The organism is Streptomyces sp. Ag109_O5-10 (genome assembly GCF_900105755.1).
Classification (GTDB): Bacteria; Actinomycetota; Actinomycetes; order Streptomycetales; family Streptomycetaceae; genus Streptomyces.
This window is the reverse complement of record NZ_FNTQ01000001.1, coordinates 5,247,013-5,268,408: the sequence shown is the minus strand read 5'-3', so window position 1 is coordinate 5,268,408 and position 21,396 is coordinate 5,247,013. Positions and strand designations below refer to the sequence as shown.

General features: G+C 72.7%; 15 protein-coding genes and 1 pseudogene. 7 read left to right on the top strand and 9 right to left on the bottom strand.

Annotated features, from left to right (window positions below):
• Positions 1 to 108: 108 nt before the first annotated feature.
• From BLW82_RS24150 to BLW82_RS24125, 6 genes are all read right to left on the bottom strand, one after another.
• Positions 109 to 1,587, bottom strand: coding sequence for an aldehyde dehydrogenase family protein (locus BLW82_RS24150; RefSeq protein WP_256215934.1), 1,479 nt, complete (start codon positions 1,585 to 1,587; stop codon positions 109 to 111).
• Positions 1,584 to 3,314, bottom strand: a complete 1,731-nt coding sequence (locus BLW82_RS24145) for an N-acyl-D-amino-acid deacylase family protein (RefSeq protein WP_093508227.1) — start codon at positions 3,312 to 3,314, stop codon at positions 1,584 to 1,586. Before BLW82_RS24145 ends, BLW82_RS24150 begins: the two co-directional genes overlap by 4 nt.
• 121 nt (positions 3,315 to 3,435) lie before the next feature.
• On the bottom strand, positions 3,436 to 4,554 hold the full coding sequence (locus BLW82_RS24140; RefSeq protein WP_093501677.1) for an LLM class flavin-dependent oxidoreductase: 1,119 nt from the start codon (positions 4,552 to 4,554) through the stop codon (positions 3,436 to 3,438).
• A 97-nt stretch (positions 4,555 to 4,651) separates the two neighbouring features.
• Complete coding sequence (locus BLW82_RS24135; RefSeq protein WP_093501675.1) at positions 4,652 to 5,422, bottom strand: SDR family NAD(P)-dependent oxidoreductase; 771 nt, start codon at positions 5,420 to 5,422, stop codon at positions 4,652 to 4,654.
• A 9-nt stretch (positions 5,423 to 5,431) separates the two neighbouring features.
• Positions 5,432 to 6,355, bottom strand: a complete 924-nt coding sequence (locus BLW82_RS24130) for an LLM class F420-dependent oxidoreductase (protein ID WP_093508226.1) — start codon at positions 6,353 to 6,355, stop codon at positions 5,432 to 5,434.
• Positions 6,352 to 7,587, bottom strand: a complete 1,236-nt coding sequence (locus tag BLW82_RS24125; protein WP_093501673.1) for an amidohydrolase family protein — start codon at positions 7,585 to 7,587, stop codon at positions 6,352 to 6,354. Before BLW82_RS24125 ends, BLW82_RS24130 begins: the two co-directional genes overlap by 4 nt.
• 288 nt (positions 7,588 to 7,875) lie before the next feature.
• On the opposite strand from BLW82_RS24125, the gene BLW82_RS24120 reads away from it, so the two are divergent.
• From BLW82_RS24120 to BLW82_RS24105, 4 genes and pseudogenes are all read left to right on the top strand, one after another.
• Positions 7,876 to 10,827: an SARP-family global regulator AfsR gene (locus BLW82_RS24120; protein WP_093501671.1), complete on the top strand. Its 2,952-nt coding sequence runs from the start codon at positions 7,876 to 7,878 to the stop codon at positions 10,825 to 10,827.
• A 256-nt stretch (positions 10,828 to 11,083) separates the two neighbouring features.
• Positions 11,084 to 11,287 carry a hypothetical protein gene (locus BLW82_RS24115; protein WP_093501669.1) on the top strand — a complete coding sequence of 68 codons (204 nt, stop codon included), beginning with the start codon at positions 11,084 to 11,086 and terminating at the stop codon, positions 11,285 to 11,287.
• A gap of 206 nt (positions 11,288 to 11,493) precedes the next feature.
• Positions 11,494 to 12,777 (top strand): FG-GAP repeat domain-containing protein, encoded by a 1,284-nt coding sequence (locus BLW82_RS24110; protein ID WP_107408569.1) that lies wholly within the window; start codon positions 11,494 to 11,496, stop codon positions 12,775 to 12,777.
• 232 nt (positions 12,778 to 13,009) lie between these two features.
• Positions 13,010 to 13,165: pseudogene (locus BLW82_RS24105) on the top strand (leucine zipper domain-containing protein); the annotation flags it as partial.
• Between the two features lie 197 nt (positions 13,166 to 13,362).
• On the opposite strand, the gene BLW82_RS24100 reads toward BLW82_RS24105, so the two are convergent.
• Positions 13,363 to 14,934 carry a FadD3 family acyl-CoA ligase gene (locus tag BLW82_RS24100; protein WP_093508225.1) on the bottom strand — a complete coding sequence of 524 codons (1,572 nt, stop codon included), beginning with the start codon at positions 14,932 to 14,934 and terminating at the stop codon, positions 13,363 to 13,365.
• Positions 14,935 to 15,043: 109 nt separating this feature from the next.
• Here BLW82_RS24100 and BLW82_RS24095 point away from each other — a divergent pair, with 109 nt between their 5' ends.
• Genes BLW82_RS24095 through BLW82_RS24085 form a run of 3 tightly spaced genes read left to right on the top strand, consistent with a single transcriptional unit; the run spans position 15,044 to position 17,401 of the window.
• Positions 15,044 to 16,216 carry a lipid-transfer protein gene (locus BLW82_RS24095; RefSeq protein ID WP_093501665.1) on the top strand — a complete coding sequence of 391 codons (1,173 nt, stop codon included), beginning with the start codon at positions 15,044 to 15,046 and terminating at the stop codon, positions 16,214 to 16,216.
• A 1-nt stretch (position 16,217) separates the two neighbouring features.
• Complete coding sequence (locus tag BLW82_RS24090) at positions 16,218 to 16,631, top strand: Zn-ribbon domain-containing OB-fold protein (protein WP_093501663.1); 414 nt, start codon at positions 16,218 to 16,220, stop codon at positions 16,629 to 16,631.
• The gene (locus BLW82_RS24085; RefSeq protein ID WP_093501661.1) at positions 16,628 to 17,401 is read left to right on the top strand and encodes an enoyl-CoA hydratase/isomerase family protein; all 774 of its coding nucleotides are present in this window, start codon (positions 16,628 to 16,630) and stop codon (positions 17,399 to 17,401) included. The genes BLW82_RS24090 and BLW82_RS24085 overlap by 4 nt, the downstream gene beginning before the upstream one ends.
• A 663-nt stretch (positions 17,402 to 18,064) precedes the next feature.
• Here the strand turns inward: BLW82_RS24085 and BLW82_RS24080 are convergent.
• Positions 18,065 to 20,407: an outer membrane protein assembly factor BamB family protein gene (locus BLW82_RS24080; protein ID WP_093501659.1), complete on the bottom strand. Its 2,343-nt coding sequence runs from the start codon at positions 20,405 to 20,407 to the stop codon at positions 18,065 to 18,067.
• 199 nt (positions 20,408 to 20,606) lie between these two features.
• The gene (locus tag BLW82_RS24075; protein WP_093501657.1) at positions 20,607 to 21,341 is read right to left on the bottom strand and encodes an AfsK-binding protein KbpA; all 735 of its coding nucleotides are present in this window, start codon (positions 21,339 to 21,341) and stop codon (positions 20,607 to 20,609) included.
• Positions 21,342 to 21,396 lie beyond the last annotated feature (55 nt).

Here is a 21,396-nt window from a genome sequence, read left to right as displayed (position 1 = left end):
CCGGACGTTACGGACGCGCGGCCCCGACGCGAAGCGGGTTGCCCGTTCTTTGTCCCCCCGTAAGGTTTCTCCGCCCCAAAGGGCAAGAGAACAGCCCGAGTTGACGCCTCACCCCGGCCAGACGACCGCCTGCACCTCGCTGTAGGCGTGCAGGGCGTAGGAGCCCACGTCCCGGCCCACCCCGCTCTTCTTGAACCCCCCGAACGGCGCCTCCATGTTCCGCCCGACGGTGTTGATCCCGACCCCGCCCGCCCGCAGCCGCCGCGCCACCCGGAAGGCACGGGCCACGTCCCCGGACCAGACGTAGTCGATGAGGCCGTAGTCGGAGTCGTTGGCGAGGGCGATGCCCTCCTCCTCGTCGTCGAAGGGGACGACGGAGACGACCGGGCCGAAGATCTCCTCGCGGGCCACCCGCATGTCGTTCGTGCAGTCGGCGAGGAGGGTGGGGGACACGAAGAAACCCCGCTCCAGCGGCGGGCGTTCACCGCCGGTCACCACCACCGCGCCCTCCTTCCTGCCGAGTTCGACGTACGACTCGACGCGCGCCCGGTGCTCGGCGGTGATCAGCGGCCCGACCACCGTGTCCGGCGCGGCCGGATCGCCCACCTTCAACCGTCCGGCACAGGCACCCAGTTGGTCCACCAGCCGCTCGTACAGCCCGCGCTGCACCAGCACCCGGGTGGGCGCCGTACAGATCTGCCCGCTGTAGAAGGAGAAGGTGGTGCCGATCCCGGCCACCGCCGAGGCGACGTCCGCGTCGTCGAAGACGACCGCCGCGCCCTTGCCGCCCAGCTCCATCAACTGGCGTTTCATGTCCCGCCCGCACACCTCGGCGATGCGCTGTCCGACGGCGGTGGAGCCGGTGAAGCTCACCATGTCGACGTCGGGGGAGGCCACGGCGGCCTCGCCGACACCGGTGGACCGGCCGGAGACGACGTTCACCACGCCCGGCGGTGCGCCCGCCGCAGCCAGCGCCTCCGCCATCCGGTAGACAGAGAGCGGATCCTGGGGGGCCGGTTTCACCACCACCGTGTTGCCCATCGCGAGCGCCGGCGCGATCTTGCCCGCCGGGTTGGCCCACGGGTTGTTGTACGAGGTGATGCAGCTGACCACCCCGACCGGCTGACGCACGGCGAGCGCGCCCATCACGCCCGCCTTCCCCATCGGCCCGGCCTCGTTGATCTGCGGCGGGATCGCCCACTCGGCCGGTTCGACGGTCGCGTACCGGCGGAACCGGGCCACCGCCACCCCCACCTGCATCGCGCGGGCGGTGCCGGTGGTCGCGCCCGTCTCGGCGCGGGCGAGGTCCGCGTACGGGCCCAGCCGCCCGCGGATGAAGTCGGCGGCCCGGCCCAGCACCGCCGCCCGCTCCCCCGCCGGCGTCCGCGACCAGCCGTCGAACGCCTCCCGGGCGGCCGCACAGGCCGCCAGCACCTGCTCCCGCGAGGCCTCCGGCGCCCAGCCCACGGTCTCCTCGGTCGCCGGGTCGACGACCTCGTAGTACCCGTCGTCGGGATCCACCCACCGCCCCCCGACGAACAGCCGCTGCCCGTCCGCCGCCTCGGCCGCCCCGCCCGCCTCGCTCACCGGGTGCTCACCGTCCTGGTGTCCCGCCCGGACCGCAGCACCTTCCCCGGTACGGAGCCGCTCACCACGTCGTCCCGGATGGCCTCGACGCCGTTGACCCAGACGGCACGCACGCCGATCGCCTTCGAGTCCAGGCGTGGGCTGTCTCCCGGCAGGTCGTGCACCAGGGTGGCCTGGCCGGCGGCGATCCGCTCCGGGTCGAAGAGCACGAGGTCCGCATGCCAGCCCTCCGCGATCCGCCCGCGCTCCCGCAGCCCGAAGAGCCGGGCGGGATCGTCGGTCAGCATCTTCACGGCCTGCTCCAGGCCGAGCAGCTTGCGTCCGCGCAGGCAGTCGCCGATGAAGCGGGTGGTGTACGGGGCTCCGCACATGCGGTCCAGATGCGCCCCGGCGTCCGACCCGCCGAGCATGACGTCCTCGTGCTGCCAGGTCTCGGCGCGCAGCGCCCAGGAGGCCGGGTCGTTGTCGGTGGGCATGGGCCACAGGACGGTACGGAGGCCGTCGGCGGCGCAGATCTCGACCAGGGTGTGGAAGGGGTCCTGGCCGCGCTCCTGTGCTATGTCACGTACCACCCGCCCCGTCAGTCCGGCGTTCGCCTCGCTGTACGTGTCCCCGATGACGTACCGCCCGAAGTTCGCCAACCGCCGGAAGACCCCGGCCTCCTTGCTGTTCGCGCGCGCCAGCATCTGGGCCCGTACGTCCGCATCGCGCAGCTTCTCGATCCGCTCCGGAACCGGCAGCCCGAGGATCGGCCCCCATCCGGGGATGAGGTTCAGGGCGCAGAAGGTGCCGAGCGACATGTTCATGGGCGTGAGGATCGGCATGGTCAGCGCCACGACCCTGCCGCCGGCCTTCCGGGCCCGTTCACTGGCCTGGAGCTGCCGCGGCACCCGCTCCGGCACGGCGGCGTCCACGGTCAGCACGTTCCAGTTCAGGGGCCGCCCGGCCACCGCGCTCATCTCGGCGAAGAGCTCGATCTCGGCGTCGCTGAACTGGTCGAGGCAGCCGGCGACGATCGCCTCGATCTGGGTCCCCTCGTGCTCCCCGACGGCCTTGGACAGGGCCAGCAGTTCGGCGGGGAGCGCGTGCCGCGAGGCGACCGGCTGCCCGTCCCCGTCGGAGTGGGTGCTGGACTGGGTGGTGGAGAACCCCCACGCCCCGGCGTCCATCGCCTCGTGCAACAGCCTGACGATCTCGGCAAGTTGCTCCTCACTGGGCTGCCCGCCCACCGCGTCCGGCCCCATCACGTACCGGCGCAGCGCACAGTGCCCCACCATGAAACCGGCGTTGACGGCGATCCGCCCTTCGAGGGCGTCCAGGTACTCCCCGAAGGAGTTCCAGCTCCAGGGCGCCCCCTCCTCCAGGGCGACCAGCGACATGCCCTCGACCTTGGACATCATGCGGCGGGTGTAGTCGGCGTCGGCGGGGCGTCCCGGATTCAGGGGCGCGAGCGTGAACCCGCAGTTCCCGGCGGCGACCGTGGTCACCCCGTGGTTCAGCGAGGGCGTCGCGTACGGGTCCCAGAAGAGCTGGGCGTCGTAGTGGGTGTGCGGATCGACGAAGCCGGGGGCGAGGACCAGCCCGGCGGCGTCCTCGCTGGTACGGGATCCCTCGGTGACGGCCCCGATGACGGCGATCCGGCCGTCACGGATACCGACGTCGGCGACGAACGCGGGCGCACCGGTCCCGTCGACAACCGTCGCCCCTTTGATGACGTGATCGAGCACGAACCCTGCCTCCTCGAACTCCGGCTCAGTGGAGAAACCCAGGGGCGCGGGGAACTGCGCGACCAGCCACAACACACCCGCACCCGCACCCGCACCCGCACCCGCACCCGCCGACGAACCCTCAAGCCCCCTGACGGAACCGCGTCGTCCGGTGCACCGGATCCGTGTCGATCTTCGGAATCACGTGCTCCCCGATCAACCGGATCGTCTGCAGCGTCTCCTCCTTCGGCACCCCCACCGGCAGCCCGAAGCTCAGCTGGTCAGCCCCGGCCTGCTCCCACCGCTTGCACTGCCGCAGCACCTCGTCGGGGTCACCGCAGATCAGCAGCTCCTCCTCGACGAGCAGCTCCACGAACTCCGGCGTGTACTCCGGCAGCGTCTCCGGCCACACCGGGAAGCCCTCGGGCCGCGGGAAGGTGTCGTGGTACCGGAACACCAGGGACGGCAGGTAGTGCAGCCCGCCGGACGCCGCGATGCGGATCGCCTCGTCGTGTGTGGGCGCACAGATCGCCGTCGTCGTCACCATCACGTTGTCGTTGACGAAGTCCCCGACCGGCTCGGCGTTCACGATCGCCGTCTTGTACTGCTCCAGCACCCACTCCATGTCGGAGACCTTCTGGATGCTGAACCCGAGCACCCCGAGCCCCTTCTTCGCGGCCATGGCGTACGACGGCGGCGACCCGGCGGCGTACCACATCGCGGGGTGCGACTTGCCGTACGGCTTCGGCACCACCTTGCGCGGCGGCAGCTGCCAGTGCTTGCCCTGGAAGCCGACGTACTCGTCCTGGAGCCACATCTTGGGGAACTCGGCGATGGTCTCCTCCCAGATCTCCTTGGTGTAGTTCATGTCGGTCACACCGGGGATGAACCCGAGGATCTCGTGGGAGCCGGCGCCGCGCCCGCTGCCGAACTCGAAGCGGTTGCCGCTGAGATGGTCGAGCATGGCAACCTTCTCGGCCACCTTGACGGGGTGGTTGACCTGGGCCAGCGGGTTGAAGATGCCCGAGCCCAGATGAATCCGTTCCGTCGCGTGCGCCAGGTAGCCCAGGTACACGTCGTTGGCGGACAGGTGCGAGTACTCGTCGAGGAAGTGGTGCTCGGACGCCCAGGCGTACTTGAAGCCGGACTGGTCCGCCTGGATGACGTACTCGGTCTCCTCCATCAGTGCCTTGTGCTCGGCCAGCGGGTCGGTCTCGGCCCGCTTGCCCACGTATCCCTGTACAAAGAGCCCGAATTCCAAGGCGGTTCACCGTCCCATATTTTCTGACGCTCTGTCAGATCCTGTCGTTGGCCGACTGTCGCACCGGCCGTCGCCATCGTCAATAGCTGACGATCCGTCAGATGACACTGACCCCGGCCAGCCATCCGCCGTCGATCACGAACGGCTGGCCGGTGATGTACGACGAGTCGTCCGAGGTCAGGAAGAGCGCCAGCCTGGCCACCTCGTCCGCCCGCCCGATCCGCCCCAGCGGCACGAGCTTGCGGTACAGCTCGTCCAGCGCGCGGCTCATCTCCGCCGGGTCGGCGGTGGGGTCGAGCCGCGCCGGGTTGGACATCGCGGTGTCGATGGCGCCGGGGCAGATCGCGTTGACGCGGATGCGCCGGCCGGCGAGTTCCAGCGCGGCGACCCGGGTGAGGCCGAGCACGGCGTGCTTGGTGGCCGCGTAGGTGCCGACCGCCGCCATCCCCGTCAGCGCCGTGTAGGAGGCCGTGTTGACGATGGTCCCGCCGTCGTCCAGTTCGGGCGCGACCGTCTTCATGCCCAGGAAGCAGCCGACCTGGTTGACCTGCACGACCTGCATGAACTCGTCGAGGGGCGTGTCCACGAGCGCGTTGAAGCGCAGGATGCCGGCGTTGTTCACCAGCCCGTCGAGGCGGCCGTACGTCCGCTTGGCGGCGGCGACGGCGGCCTGCCACTCCTCCTCCACCCCCACGTCCAGGTGGACGTAGGCCGCCCCGATCTCCTTGGCGAGGGCCTCGCCCAGGTCGTCCAGCACATCCGCCACGACCACGCTCGCGCCCTCCGCGACGAAGAGCCGCGCCTCCTGCTCGCCCTGCCCGCGCGCCGCCCCGGTGACGATGACGACCCGCCCGTCCAGCTTGCCCATGCCACTCCCTCAGGTCAGAAGGGGCGCGACGTCCGCCCCGAACGCCTCTATCTGGTCGATGAGTTCGGCCCGGCTCCGGCTGCGGAACCGCACCTGGATCTGGTGCACGCCCAGCGCGCCGTACGCCCGCAGCGACTCGGCGAGGGCCTCGGGGGCACCACTGAGCGTGCGGCGGCCCACCGCCCAGTCCGGTGTGCCGACGTACAGCGGTTCGGTGATCGCGCCGACGGTGATCGGCTCCTCGATGCCGGCCTCGTCGCGCAGCCGCCGCAGCCGGGCGATCTGCGCCGGGAGCCGGTCCCGCGGGTCGCCCTGCGGCAGCCAGCCGTCGCCCTTGAGCGCGGCCCGCCGCACGGCGGCCGGCGACGACCCGCCGACCCAGACCGGCACCCGCTCCTGGGCGGGCCTGGGCCGCTGCCCGAGCCCCTCGAAGTCGTAGAACTTGCCGTGGTGGGAGGGGAACTCGTCCGGCCCGAGCGCGGCGCGCAGCGCGTCGACCGCCTCGTCCAGCACCGCCCCGCGCTGCCCGAAGTCCACCCCCAGCACCTCGAACTCCTCCCGCACGTGCCCGGCGCCGACGCCGAGGATCAGGCGGCCGCCGGAGAGGTGGTCGAGGGTCGCGTACTGCTTGGCGGACAGGAGCGGGTGCCGCAGCCCGACGACGGCGACATGGCTGAGCAGCCGTACCCGTTCGGTCACGGCGGCCAGGTGGGCGAGGGTGGCCACCGGGTCGTACCAGACCGTGCTCATGGCCCCGGCCAGCCGGTGCGGGATCGCCACGTGGTCGCAGACGGCGAGGTAGGCGAAGCCGGCCCGGTCGACGGCCCGCGCGATCTCGACCAGGTCGGCGGCGCCCGCCCCGGCCTCCCAGGGCTCCGCGTAGATGGTCGACTGGGACTGGACCGGCAGCTGGATGCCGTGGTCGAAGCTCACCGCGGACCGCCCCACAGTCCGTCCGCCGTCAGCCCCAGCAGTTCGATCGCGTTCCCGCGGACGATCCGCTCCACCACGTCCGGGGCCAGGTGCCCCATCTGGGCCTCGCCGACCTCCCTCGACTTCGGCCAGGTGGAGTCGGAGTGGGGGTAGTCGGTCTCGTAGAGGACGTTGCCGACGCCGATCGCGTCCAGGTTCTTCAGCCCGAAGGCGTCGTCGAAGAAGCAGCCGTAGACGTGCCCGGCGAAGAGCTCGGAGGGCGGGCGGGTGACCTTGTCGGCGACGCCGCCCCAGGCGCGGTTCTCCTCCCAGACGACGTCGGCGCGCTCCAGGATGTAGGGGATCCAGCCGATCTGGCCCTCCGCGTACATCACCTTCAGGTTCGGGAAGCGCTCGAACTTGCCGCTCATCAGCCAGTCGACCATCGAGAAGCAGCAGTTGGCGAAGGTGATGGTGGAGCCGACGGCGGGCGGCGCGTCGGCCGAGGTGGAGGGCATCCTGCTGCTGGAGCCGATGTGCATGGCGACGACCGTGCCGGTCTCGTCGCAGGCGGCGAGGAAGGGGTCCCAGTCGTCGGTGTGGACGGAGGGCAGCCCGAGGTGCGGGGGTATCTCGGAGAAGGCGACGGCGCGGACTCCGCGGGCCGCGTTGCGGCGGACCTCGGCGGCGGCCAGCCCGGCGTCCCACAGCGGGATCAGGGCGAGGGGTATCTGGCGGCCCCGGGCCAGCGGGCCGCACCACTCCTCCACCATCCAGTCGTTGTAGGCCTGGACGCAGAGCAGGGCCAGCTCCCGGTCCTTGGCCTCGGTGAAGGTCTGCCCGCAGAAACGGGGGAAGGTCGGGAAGCAGAGCGCGGACTGGACGTGGTTGACGTCCATGTCGGCGAGCCGCTGCGGCACGTCGTACGACCCGGCCCGCATCTGCTCGTACGTGATCACTTCGAGCTTGATCTCGTCACGGGAGTAGCCGACGGCGGTGTCGAGGCGGGTGAGGGGACGGTGCAGGTCCTCGTAGATCCACCAGTCGCCGACGGGGCCGTCCTCACCCGGCTTGCCCATGACGGGCTTGAACCGGCCGCCGAGGAAGGTCATTTCCTTCAGCGGGGCCCGGACGATGCGCGGCCCGGTGTCCAGGTACTTCTTCGGGAGGCGGGACTGCCAGACGTCCGGCGGCTCCACGGTGTGGTCGTCGACGGAGATGATCAGCGGGAAGGTGCCGTCCTGGGTGTCCATGGGGCTCACGGTAGCGTCGATCTGACGAACCGTCAGCTAGTGGGATGACGGTTCGTCAGGCGACTCCGGGGCACCCCGTGTACGCGTTCGCCGAACCCGGCGCGGAAGACACCGGTCGCCCGCTGAATCGTTCCGTCAGGAGTCGGGCCTGCTGACGGCGGCCGTCTCCGTGTGAAGACTGTGTGGACCACCGCGCGCCGCCCTGTGATCGGCGTCTCCCCCGGCTGACGCGACCCGCCCGGACAAGGCAGACTGACGGGGTGAAGCGGGATGTCTAGGGGGACGGGCATGGACGGTGGACCGCGGGTGCCGGAGCAGCGGCGCGCCTCCTCCTCGGCGGAGGCTGCGGCGTTGCGCTTCAGCGTGCTCGGTCCGGTGCGCGCCTGGCGTGCCGGGGAGCCGCTCAGCACCGGCTCCCCGCAGCAGCGCGCCCTGCTCGCCGCCCTGTTGCTGCGCGAGGGCCGGACGGCTACCGCGGCGGAGCTGATCGACGCGCTGTGGGGCCCCGAGCCGCCGTCGCAGGCGCTGGCGGCGGTGCGCACTTACGCCTCCCGGCTGCGCAAGATCCTGGACCCCGGGGTCCTGGTCAGCGAGTCCGGCGGCTACGCGGTGCGCGGGCTGGGCGAGGGCGCCCTGGACGTGGCGACGGCGCAGGACCTGGCGGCGGCTGCCGAGAAGGCGCGCGGCGCCGGGGACCTGGGGCAGGCCCGGGAGACACTGAACCGGGCGCTCGCCCTGTGGGACGGCGAACCGCTGGCCGGGGTGCCGGGCCCGTACGCCGACGCCCAGCGCACCCGGCTGGAGGAGTGGCAGCTCCAACTGCTGGAATCCCGCCTGGACATGGACCTGGAACAGGGCTGCCACGCGGAGGCGGTCTCGGAGCTGACCGCCCTCACCGCGGCCCACCCCCTGCGCGAGCGCCTGCGCGAACTCCTCATGCTCGCCCTGTACCGCAGCGGCCGTCAGGCGGAGGCCCTCGCGGTGTACGCCGACACCCGCAGGCTGCTCGCCGAGGAACTCGGCGTCGACCCGCGTTCCGGCCTGCGCGACCTGCAACAGCGCATCCTCCAGGCCGACCCGGCCCTGGCCGAGCCCTCCTCCCCCGCGCCGAAAACCCCGTCCGCCCTCGTCCGGCCCGCCCAACTCCCCGCGACCGTGCCAGACTTCACCGGGAGGTCCGCCTTCGTCACCGAGCTGAGCGAGGTGCTGGCGTCGGCGGACGGCCGGGTGATGGCCGTATCGGCGCTGGCGGGCATCGGAGGCGTCGGCAAGACGACTCTCGCCGTCCATGTGGCCCACCGGGCCCGGTCCGCCTTCCCCGACGGGCAGCTGTACGTCGATCTGCAGGGCGCGGGCACCCGGGCCGCGGAACCGGAGACGGTGCTCGGCGCCTTCCTGCGCGCCCTGGGCACGGCCGACTCCGCGATCCCGGACTCGCTGGAGGAGCGGGCGGCGCTGTACCGGTCCGTGCTGGACGGGCGCCGGGTGCTGGTCCTGCTGGACAACGCACGGGACGCGGCGCAGGTACGGCCACTGCTGCCGGGCACGGAGGGCTGCGCGGCGCTGGTGACGTCCAGGGTCCGGATGGTCGACCTGGCGGGCGCCCACCTGGTGGACCTGGACGTGATGTCCCCGGACGAGGCGTTGCAGCTGTTCACGAAGATCGTCGGCGCGGAGCGGGTGGCCGCCGAGCGCGAGGCCGCCCTGGACGTGGTCGCGGCCTGCGGCTTCCTCCCGCTGGCGATCCGCATCGCGGCCTCCCGGCTGGCCGGCCGCCGCACCTGGACGGTCTCCGTGCTCGCGGCCAAGCTCGCCGACGAACGCCGCCGCCTGGACGAGCTCCAGGCCGGCGACCTGGCGGTGAAGGCGACCTTCGAACTGGGCTACGGCGCCTTGGACCCGGCCCAGGCGCGGGCCTTCCGCCTCCTCGGCCTGGCCGACGGCCCCGACATCTCGCTGGCCGCGGCCGCCGCGATGCTGGACCTCTCCCAGGAGGACACCGAGGACCTCCTGGAGGCCCTCGTCGACACCTCGCTCCTGGAGTCCGCGGCTCCCGGCCGCTACCGCTACCACGACCTCGTCCGCCTCTACGCGCGTGCGTGCGCGGAACGGGACGAGCAGCCGCCCAGCGAACGGGCCGCGGCGCTCTCCCGGCTGCTGGACTTCTACCTGGCGACGGCCGCCGGTGTCTACGCCCTGGAGCGGCCCGGCGACCGGCTGGTGGACCACCTGGCCACCCCCGAGCGCCCCGGTCTGGTCTTCGCGGACCGTCACCGCGCGCAGGACTGGCTGTACGCGGAGGCGGTGTCCCTGCTGGCGTGCGTACGGCAGTCGGCGGGATCCGGGCTCCTCGCGCGCGCCGTCGACGCGCTGTGGGCCGCGGTGGACCTGGCCGAGTCCGGCGCCAACTCCAAGGAGTACGCCGGTGTCGCGGCCACCCTGTGCGCGGCGGCACGCGGGGTCGAGGACCCGCGGGCCGAGGCCCGGGCCCTGATCACCCTCGCCTACGGGCACAGCGTCACCGGCCGGTTCGACCTGGCCGACGAGGAGGCCGGCCGGGCCCGCGAGCTGACCACCACGTCCGTCGACCCGCTGGCGAGCTGCTGGTCGTCCAACATCCTCGGCGTGATCGCCGTCTACCAGAGCCGCAACGACGACGGCGAAGTCCACCTCAACCAGGCGATCGAGAGCTTCCGCGCGTGCGACGACCGCCCCGGCGAGGCGAGTGCCCTGTGCAATCTGTCCCGTATCCACCTGGCCACCGGGCGGACCGAGAGCGCGGTGACGCTGGCCCGGCAGGGGACGGAGATGTACGACGCCATGGGGCACGCCCTCAAGGGCGCCAACGGCCGCTACGCCCTCGGCCTCGCCCTGACCAAGCACGGTGCGCTCACCGAGGCGACCGCCCGGCTGCAGGAGGCCCTGGAGGTGTTCCGGGACAGCCGCCAGCGCCTGTGGGAGGGCATGTCGCTGTTCCGGCTCGCCGAGGTCGATCTGGCCGCCGGGCACCCGGGACAGGCCGCATCCAACGCCGAGGCCGCGCTGACCGTGCTGCGCGGCATCGGCGGTGACTGGCGGCGGGCCAACGTGCTGGTGGTCCTCGGGCAGGCGCTGAACGGCATCGCGCAGCCCGGCCGGGCCCAGGTCTGCTGGCGCGAGGCGCTCGACCTGTTCGAGGCGCTCGGCGCCCCGGAGGCGGACCAGGTCCGTGCCCTCCTCCAGCCGCTCGCGATGGCGTAGCCCGGACCGGCACCGCCGTCCGGGCCCCGGCGGCGGGACGGGCTGACGGGCTGACACTGCCGCGCGGACGTTCATCGTTCGTTTATCGCCGTCCGTCACTCTCGTGGTGTCGTTCCGCCGCGTCGGGGGGCAGACGGACGACCCGGACCGTTGCACTACGGTGAGCGGTCACGACGCCTGTCCGGCGGGTCTCCGGGGGAACCGCCGGACGGGCGCTCTATTTCAGGGCACCGAACTGTCAGGGGAGGCAGTGAACATGAGCGACGACAACAGCACCGACAACATCCACGCGACGGGCACCGAGGACGGGACGACCGTCACCACGGACAACATCCACGCGACGAGCGAGCCGCTCGCGGCGGGGAACCCGTTCAAGGCGGACGAGGAGGCGGCGGCGGAGGCGGCCGGCACGGGCACCGTCCACACGGACAACATCCACGCCACGGGCGAGACCGCCTGACAGGACCACACCGGGACGGGGATCGGCCGCGGCGGCGCGGAGGGGGAGCCGTCGCGGCCGGGGTGTGTCCGGGTCGGCTCCCCGCACACGACCGCGAGACCGGGACTGGCGCGAGGCGCTGACCGAGACGTTCCGCGTGCCTCACGCCTTTGCGCAACCCAGGGCCGCTCCCGGCGGTCCGAGTGGGCATGAAGAGAGCGTGTGGCATGGGTGCCGTCCTGCTTCTGCTGCTGTCGGCCTGTGGTTCGGGCGCGTCGGAGGAGAGCCCGGCACGTCATCCGGGGGTTCGGTCCGACTTCGACGGGGACGGGTACGGCGATCTCGTGGTCGGTGACACGACCGCGACCGTGAACGGGAAGTACGCGGCCGGGTTCGCGGCCGTCCTGCGAGGGTCCGCGCGGGGACCGCGGCTCGAGGGACCGCGGGTCGTCACCCAGAACGATCTGGGATTGGGCAAGGCGGGCGAGGGCGGCGCCTTCGGCAGCCCGGACACGAGCGTGACCGCCGACCTCGACGGTGACGGACGGGCCGACTTCGTCACCCAGGCGGGCCGGAAGACGGTCTTCGTCGTCTGGGGGAGCGACCAGGGGCTGACCGGTACCGCGGCCCGGCTGACGGGTTCGGCACCCCTCACGGGCGATGTCGACGGCGACGGACACACCGATCTCGTCGTCGGTACGGGTGAGGACAACGCCGTACGGATCCTCCTGGGTCCCTTCAGCCGCCAGGGCACACCGCGCCGTAGCGTCTCTCTCGACCTGACGCCGAGCGACCCGGAGTATCCCGTCGCGGTTCCCGCCGCACTGGGCGACGTCACGGGGGACGGCAAGGACGATCTCCTGGTCAGCTGGTCCATCCTGGCGGACTACGCGCCCGTCGCCCGCGCCACCGTCGTGTACCGGGGTGCCGCCGACGGGAAGCTGGTCGAGGGGCCGCGGCTGGAGGACGGCTTCTACGGTTCGACGCTCACGACGGCGGACGTGAACCACGACGGTTACGCCGACGTCGTGGCGGGGTTGCCCTGCGAGATGCTCGGCGATTCGATGGTCCCCGTGGGCGGCAGCCGGCTGATGATTCTCTACGGCGGGACGCTGAAGACGTCACGCGTCACCGGGGACACCACGGGCCTGCCGGTGAAGGGACCCTTCATGCCCTGCACGTTCGGCGGCGCGCCGGCGGCCGGGGACGTGGACGGCGACGGATACCCCGATGTGGCGTTCTCGGTCGTGCCCAGGACGGGGCCGGAGGAGGTCATCCTGCTGAGAGGGAGTGCCGGGGGGCTGACCACCGAGGGGGCGCGGGCCGTGCCCGGCGGCTCGGCGGTACTGCTCGACAGCTACGGCAGCCGGGCGGCCGAGCTGGTGGTCAGGGGCCGGGAGGGGATCCAGGTGTGGCGCGGCGGATCCCGGCTGCTCTCGTTCAAGGAGACCGACCTCGACCTCGGACCGGAGATAGCGCGCGGAGGGCACGGCCTCTCGCCGGTCCGATGACCTGCGGATGACGACAGGGCTCCTGGATCGTGAGGGTCTGCGGCCGACTGCCGCCCCGTCCGCACCGGAGGTCCGCCCGGCTTGATGCCCTGCGGCAAACGGCCCCAGCCGGGCCCCCTGACGCACCTAGGTGTACTCGGCCAAGAGGTTGGTAACTCGCGTCGGTAATTGATCAAGAGAAGACCTCCGGGCGTAGTGGAGATGCCTGTCTTCACCACAACCGGAGGTCTTGGTGGCCCACGCTAATGCCCGGCTGACCTTTCACGGCAGATGTCTGCTGGTGCGCCGTGTCGTGTACGACCTGCGTCCGGTGGCGCACGTGGCCAAGGAACTGGGAGTGTCGCGCCAGTGTGCGCACCGGTGGGTAGCCCGTTTCCGGGCCGAGGGCCTGTCTGACCATTCCCGCCTGACCTCGCGACGCCGTGCGTGCACTCTCGCCGCGCCGGGCCCTGACCCAAGTACGTCCAGTCCGTGGATCAGGGCCCGGCACTCCCCCAGCCTTCGGCCGGGGCCCCCAGAGCACGCACCTGATGCCGCGAGGCCGCCCTCCGGGCGACGACGGGAATGGTCAGACAGGCCCTAGAACTAGCCCCACCCCCGCAACTCCCCCTTCACCACCTTCCCGCTCGCGTTCCGCGGGAGTTCCGCCACGAACTCCACCGTGCGCGGCACCTTGTAGTTCGCCATCTCGCGGCGGGCCCAGGCGATCAGGTCGTCGGCCGTCAGTACGGCCCCCGCCCGCCGCACCACGAACGCCTTGCCGACCTCGCCGAGCCGCCCGTCCGGTACGCCGATCACCGCGACGTCGGCCACCTCCGGGTGCAGGCCCAGCAGTTGCTCTATCTCCGCCGGGTAGGCGTTGAAGCCGCCGACGATGAACATGTCCTTGAGGCGGTCGGTGATACGGAGGTTCCCGGCCGGGTCCAGGACGCCGACGTCGCCGGTGCGCAGCCAGCCGTCCGCCGTCAGCGTCTGGACGGTCGCGGCCGGGTCCTCGAAGTAGCCGCGCATGACGTTGAAGCCGCGGACCAGCACCTCCCCGGGTTCGCCGGGCGGCGCGTCCACCCGCACCTCGGTGCCGGGGATCGCGCGGCCCGACGTCGACGCGATCACCGTCGGGTCGTCGCCCCTGCGGCACATGGTCACGATCCCGCTCGCCTCGGACAGGCCGTAGGCGGTCAGGACGGTCTCCACGCCGAGTTCGCCGCGCAGCCGCTCGACGAGGAGCAGGGGGACGACGGCCGCGCCCGTCACGACCAGGCGCAGGGCGGAGAGGTCGTGGGCGTCGCGGGCCGGGTGGTCCAGGAGGGACTGGTGCAGGGTCGGCGGCCCGGGGAGGACCGACACCCGTTCCGCCGCGATGTTCGCCAGGACCGTCGCGACGTCGAACACCGGCTGCGGGATCATCGTCGCCCCGCGCATCAGGCACGCGATCACGCCGGCCTTGTAGCCGAAGGTGTGGAAGAAGGGGTTGACGATCAGGTAGCGGTCACCGGTGCGCAGGCCCGCGAGTTCGGCCCAGATCTCGTACGCCCGCAGGGTCTGCGCGTGGGTGATCATCGCGCCCTTGGGGCGGCCCGTCGTGCCCGAGGTGAAGATGATGTCGGAGAGGCAGGTTCCGTCCACCTCTGCCGAGCGGGCCGTCACGTCGCCTGTGCCGACGCCCTCCCCGGCGGCCAGGAAGTCCTTCCAGGTGCGGAAGGCGACGGGCGCGTCCTCCGACAGCACCACCACGTCCCGCAGGGACGGCAGTCCCGGCAGCGGACCGCGCCCGTCCCCCTCCCCCGCCGCCCTCCGCAGCGACGCCACGTACGAGGTCCCGAGGAAGGTCCCGGTCACGAACAGCAGCCGGGCACCGCTCCTGCGCAGCACGTCCGCCGCCTCCGTGCCCTTGAAGCGGGTGTTCAGCGGGACCAGCACCCCGCCGGCCGACACCGCGCCCAGCGCCGCGACGATCCAGTCCAGGGAGTTCGGGGCCCAGATGCCGACCCGGTCGCCCGTCCCCACGCCGGAGGCGATGCACGCGGCCGCCGCCCGTTCCACCCGGGCGCCCAGGTCGGCGTACGTGATCCGGGTACGGCCCTCCACCACCGCCTCGACGTCCGCGTACCGCTCCGCCGCCGACCGCACCAGTCCCGGAACGGTCCCCCACTCCATGTCACCGCGCACAACCGGCCTCCCCTGACGCATAGCTGACTGACCGTCAGATTAGCTGTAGCCTGACGGACTGTCAGCAAACCGCGAACGCCGTGGAGGTGCGGGCACCATGACCGAGCGCAAAGGTCTCCATGGCGTCAAGGACGCCACCGCCATCGTCGGGATCGGGCAGACACGCTTCGCCAAACGGCTCGACGAGGACGAGAAGACCCTCGCCTGCCGGGCCGTCGTCGCCGCCCTCGACGACGCCGGCATCGCGCCCGGCGAGGTCGACGCGCTCGCCTCCTTCACCATGGAGGAGACCGACGAGGTGGAGCTGGCCAAGGCGGTCGGGTTCGGGGATCTGACCTTCTTCAGCAAGGCGGGGTACGGGGGCGGGGGCTCCTGTGCCACGGTCGCGCACCTCGCCGCCGCGATAGCCAGTGGGCAGGCGAGCGTGGGCGTGGCCTGGCGGTCCCGGAAGCGCGGCTCCGGCCCCCGCCCCTGGACCAACACCACCGTCCAGCTCCCGACCCCCGCCCAGTGGACCCGCCCCTTCGGCCTGCTCCGGCCCGCCGACGAGATAGCCATGCTCACCCGCCGCTACATGCACGAGTACGGCGCGACCCGCGACCACCTCTTCAACGTCGCCCTCGCCTGCCGCAACCGGGCCAACCAGAACCCGGCCGCCGTCATGTACGACCGCCCCCTCACCCGCGAGATGTACATGACCTCCCGGTGGATCAGCGAGCCGCTCTGCCTCTTCGACAACTGCCTGGAGACGGACGGCGCGCTGGCCTGTGTGGTCGTGAGCAGGGAGCGGGCCCGGGACTGCCGACGGACCCCCGTCTACGTCCACGCGGCCGCCCAGGGGCTGCCCGCCCAGCACCACGGCATGGTCAACTACTGGAACGACGACCCCCTCACCGGCCCCGCCTGGACCGCCGCCCGCCACCTGTGGAAGCACGCCGACCTCACCCCCGAGGACGTCGACGTGGCCCAGATCTACGACGCGTTCACCGCCCTCGTCCCGCTCTCCCTGGAGGGGTACGGCTTCTGCGGCCGCGGGGAGGGCGGGGCCTTCACCGAGCAGGGCGCCCTGGAGATCGGCGGACGGCTGCCGGTCAACACCGGCGGCGGGGGCCTCAGCGAGGCCTACGTGCACGGGTTCAACCTCATCACCGAGGGCGTCAAACAGCTGCGCGGCACCAGCACCGCCCAGGTGCCGGGCGCCGCCACCTGCCTGGTCACCGCCGGCGAGGGCGTCCCGACCTCGGCCCTCCTCCTCACCAACCGGAGCTGACATGCTGCGACCGGTCACCGACACCGACGGCACCCCCTTCTGGGAGTACGCGGCCCGTGGCGAACTCCGCGTCCAGGCCTGCGCCGACTGCGGCGAACCCCGCTTCCCGCCCCGCCCCTGCTGCCCGCACTGCCAGTCCTTCGCGAGCCAGTGGCGGCCGACGAGCGGGCGGGGCCGGATCTGGTCGTACGTCGTCCCGCACCCGCCGCTGCTGCCCGAGTACGCGGCGCAGGCGCCGTACAACGTGGTCGTCGTGGAACTCGACGACGCGCCCCGGGTACGGCTGGTGGGCAACGTGGTGACCGAGGCCGGGGCGCCGCTCGGCTCCCTGCCCCCGGACCGGATCCGGATCGGCGCCCGGGTGCAGGCGGTCTTCGCCGACGGTCTGCCGCAGTGGGTCCTGGAGCGGCCGTGAGCCTGCGGCTGGACACGGACGAGAGGAGCGGCGTCGCCGTCGTCACCCTGGACCGGCCCTCGCGCCTCAACGCCATCGACCTCACGACGGCCGCCGAACTCGCCTCCGTCTGGCGGGCGTTGCGCTTCGACGACGCGGTACGGGCCGTCGTGCTCACCGGGGCCGGCGGGCGCGCCTTCAGCACCGGGCTCGACCGGGACGCGGTCGTGCCGCAGCCGGCCTCGCCCTACAGCCAGGACGACCCGCTGATCGCCGTCGGGCCGAAGGCGAACGACCTGTGGAAGCCGGTGGTCGCCGCGGTGGCCGGGATGGCCTGCGGGGGCGCCTTCTACCTCCTCGGCGAGTGCGACTTCGTCGTCGCCGACGAGACCGCGGCCTTCTTCGACCCGCACACCTCCTACGGCATGGTCAGCGCCTACGAGTCGGTGCTGATGGCGCAGCGGATGCCGTACGGGGAGGTGGCCCGGATGGTGCTGATGGGCAACGCCGAGCGGGTGGGGGCGCGCAGGGCGTACGAGGTGGGGCTGGTGTCCGAGGTGACGCCCGCCGGGCAGGCGTTGGCGGCGGCCGTGCGGTGCGCGACCGTCATCGCCGGGTACCCGACGGAGGGCGTGCAGGGCAGCGTGCGGGCGCTGTGGGCGGCGAGGGGGGCGGACCGGGAGCGGGGGTGGGCCCAGGCGCCGCACCTGATCACGCTGGGCAACCTGCCCGGCGAACGGCAGGCGGAACTCTTCGCCGACCGCACCCGCACGACCCCGCGCACCCGCTGAGCCGCCGACCGCCCCAGAGCGTGCCAGTGGCTGCCGCCGGGCGACCGCGGCTGCGTACTGGCTGATCGCGCAGTTCCCCGCGCCCCTAAAGGGGCGCTGGTGAAGCACCCCCATCTTTCAAGCGCGGGGCACTGCTGCAGCACCCCCGTCCTTTCAGGGGCGCGGGGAACTGCGCGACAAACCCCCACAGCCCCGCACCGGCCCCACAACCCGCACCCCCACGACGCCCCCCGACCGGGCACGAAAGCAGCACCCCGTCCTTTCAGGGGCGCGGGGAACTGCGCGACAAACCCCCACAGCCCCGCACCGGCCCCACAACCCGCACCCCCACGACGCCCCCCGACCGGGCACGAAAGCAGCACCCCGTCCTTTCAGGGGCGCGGGGAACTGCGCGACAAATCCCCACGGCGTCGCAGTGGCCCCACAACCCGCACCCCCACGACGCCCCCCGACCGGGCACGAAAGCAGCACCCCGTCCTTTCAGGGGCGCGGGGAACTGCGCGACAAACCCCCACAGCCCCGCACCGGCCCCACAACCCGCACCCCCACGACGCCCCCCGACCGGGCACGAAAGCAGCACCCCGTCCTTTCAGGGGCGCGGGGAACTGCGCGACAAATCCCCACGGCGTCGCAGTGGTCCTGGGACCCGCGCCCCCGTGGCGCTCAGGCGGTCCGGGCCGTGCCGGTGCCCTTCTCGGCGTCCAGGGCGTAGACGCACCGGTCCTTGCTGCACGCGTACACCACCCCGTCCCGCACCACGGGCGACCCGGTGATCTCCCCGCCGGTGGCCAGCTTCCACCGCAGCCGGCCGTCGTCGGCCTTCAGCGTGTACAGCAGGTGGTCCGTGGACCCGAAGTGGATACGGCCCTCGGCCACCGCGGGGGCGCCCACCACGTCGCCGCCCGCCTGGAAGCGCCACTTGGGGGTGCCGGTGACCGCGTCGAGCGTGTACAGGCCCTTGCCGCTGCCGACGTGGACGTGGCCCGCGGCCACGAGCACCGGCTCGATCGAGGCACGGGCCTCCGTCGCGATGCGCCAGCGGTCGCGGCCGTCGGTGGCGTCGAGGGCGTAGACGGTGCCGAGATAGTCGGCCAGGTAGACGCCGCCGCCCGTGACCGCGGGCCCCGGCACGAACGCCGGCGGGGAGAGGAAGACGGCCGGCGCCTCGAAGTGCCAGCGGACCCGGCCGCTCGTGGTGTCGAGGGCGACGACGCGGGTGCCCGCGGAGGCGTAGACGAAGCCGTCGTCGGCGTGGGTGAGGCGGACCGGGACGCCCCCGCAGGAGGCGGCGTCGCCGATCGGGTAGGACCAGCGCTCGTCGCCGGTACGCGCGTCCAGCGCCCGCAGGCGCGCGTCCTGCCAGACGTAGACCGTGCCGTCGTGGAGGGACGGCCCGGACTCGGGGGCCTCGAAGTCGGTCTGGGCACCTGCCAGCTCCCAGAGCTTCTGCCCGCTGGAGGCCTCCCAGGCCTGGACGCCGCCGCCCCGGGTGCCGGTGACGAGGGTGCCGCGGTCGGCCTTGAGGGAGTACACCCAGGCGTCGGTGGACAGCCGCCACAGGTCGCCGCCCTCACGGGCCTCCAGGGCGAACAGGGTGGGGCCGTCGGAGGCGTGGATACGGCCGTCGGCGACCGCCATGGACCAGGCGACGTCGCGGGTCTTGAAGCGGCGGCGGCCGGTGGCCACGTCGAGGGCGTGCACCTCGAAGGAGGTGACGTAGACGAGGTCGCCGTCGACGGACGGGGTGCCCCAGACATCGTTGGACATCCGGAACCGCCAGGGCCGCCAGCCGGAGGCCGTCTCCGGGGGCGGGGCGGGGACCGCCGGCAGGCCGGGGTCGGCGCCGTTGACGCCGGGGTGCGGGCGGGACCAGCTGGCCACCAGGCCGGCCTCGGGCGGAGGTGCCTTCACGGCGGCGGCGCGGGCGTCGGCGACGCGCGGTCCCGGGCCGATCGGCACCGGGGCGCCGGCGAGGCGGACCGGTCCGGTGTCGGGGGCGCCCACCGGGACGGGGGCGGGGACCACGGGGTCGTAGGACGGCGGCGGGGGGACCGCGAGGCGGCCCGCGCTGCGGCCGCCGGAGGGGCCGGCGGCGGGTTTGACGGCGGGGCGGCCGCCGCGGCGGGACTCGATCAGCCCGACCGCCTTCTCGGGCAGCCAGGCGGACGCCGTACCGCTGTCGTCGGAGCCGGAGCCGAACAGGTGGGGGGCGAGCTGGGCCTGGAGGTCGGCCGGGTTGGGGCGGGCGGTGGCCTCCATCTGCATGCAGGACTCGATGAGCGGACGGAGTTCGTCCGGGAGGCCTTCGAGGTCCGGGCCCTCGCGGAGCAGCATGAAGACGGTCTCGACCGGGTTGGCGCCGTGGAAGGGCGGGTGGCCGGTGGCGGCGAAGACGAGCATGGAGCCGAGGGAGAAGACGTCGCTCGCGCCGGTGACGCTGCGGGAGTCCTTGGCCTGCTCCGGGGACATGTAGGCGGGGGTGCCGACCGCGACGTTCGTCATGGTCAGCCGGGTGTTGGAGACGCCGGAGGCGATGCCGAAGTCGATGACCCGGGGGCCGTCCTCGACGACGAGGACGTTGGACGGCTTGAGGTCGCGGTGGACAAGGCCGGCGCCGTGGATCGACTGGAGTGCCTCGGCGACACCCGCGGCGAGCCAGCGGACCGCCTGGGCCGGGAGCGGCCCGCAGTCGTTCACTATCTCTTCGAGGGAGGGCGCCGGCACGTACGCGGTCGCCAGCCACGGCACCGCGGCGCGCGGGTCGGCGTCGACGACGGCGGCCGTGTAGAAGCCGGAGACCGCGCGGGCCGCCTCCACCTCGCGGGTGAAGCGGACCCGGAACAGCTGGTCCTCGGCGAGCTCGGTCCGTACCGTCTTGATCGCCACGCGTCGCCCGGACGCCGAGCGCGCCAGATAGACCAGCCCCATGCCGCCGGCCCCCAGCCGTCCCAGCACCTCGAACGGCCCGATCCGCCGCGGATCGTGCTGCGTCAGCTGATCCACCACTTGCCTGCCACCTCCCCGTACGGGCCCCGTCCACCCACATATGTACGCGACCCCGTGCAGCGTCTCACCACCGCACCGCCGTGGCGGCACGCACCCCGATTCTTCCTGGCCCGGGCACAGGTTGCGAACCCGGCGACGAATCGGGGTGTCTCATGACAAAGTGAGACATTTATCCGCCGAGACCCGGCTGTTTCCGGCCTCAGCGTTCCAGCAGCGCGAAGAACGCCCCTTGATTGTCGGTCACGACGGCCACTTTTCCGTACGACGTCTCGAAGGGCGGCGTCCGGACCCGGCCGCCCAGCTGCTGCACGGCCCGGGCCGCGGCCGCCACGTCCCCGGTGCGGAAGTGGACGAGGAACTGGGACGGCATCCCGGCCGCGAACACCTCGGTCACCGGGGCGCGGCCGAAGTCCGGCCTCGCGTCGGCGCCGAAGAGGGCGGCGGTGAAGAGCCGGCCGTAGAAGACATTGGCCGCTTCGAGGTCGCTGGTGTAGAGCTGCGCCCAGGCGAAGCTGCCGGGGGCGTGCCGGACGCCGAAACCGGGGTGGCCCGCGGCCTGCCAGAGGCCGAAGACGGCGCCCGTGGGGTCGGCGGCGAGGGCGGCGGTGCCGAGGTCGCGGACGGGGACGGGGTCGTTGACGATCTGCCCGCCGGCGGCGACGACACGGCGGGCGAGGTCCCGGATGTCCGGGGCCGCGAAGTACACCGTCCAGACGGTGGGCATCCGGCCGTCCCGCTTCCGGGCCAGCCGGGCGACGGCCGCGCCGTCCAGGCGGGCCCACACGGCCCCCGGTCCCGCGTCCTCGAAGGTCCACCCGAAGAGCGCGCCGTAGAACCGCTTGCCCGCCTCGACGTCGGGAAGCTGCACGTCCACCCAGCAGGGGACGCCCTCCGCGTATCCCGCCGCGTTTCCGGATGCCCAGTTTTCGGCCATGTCGTCAAAGTAACCGCCCGGCCCGCACCGCGCAGACCAGCCGCACCGGCCCCTA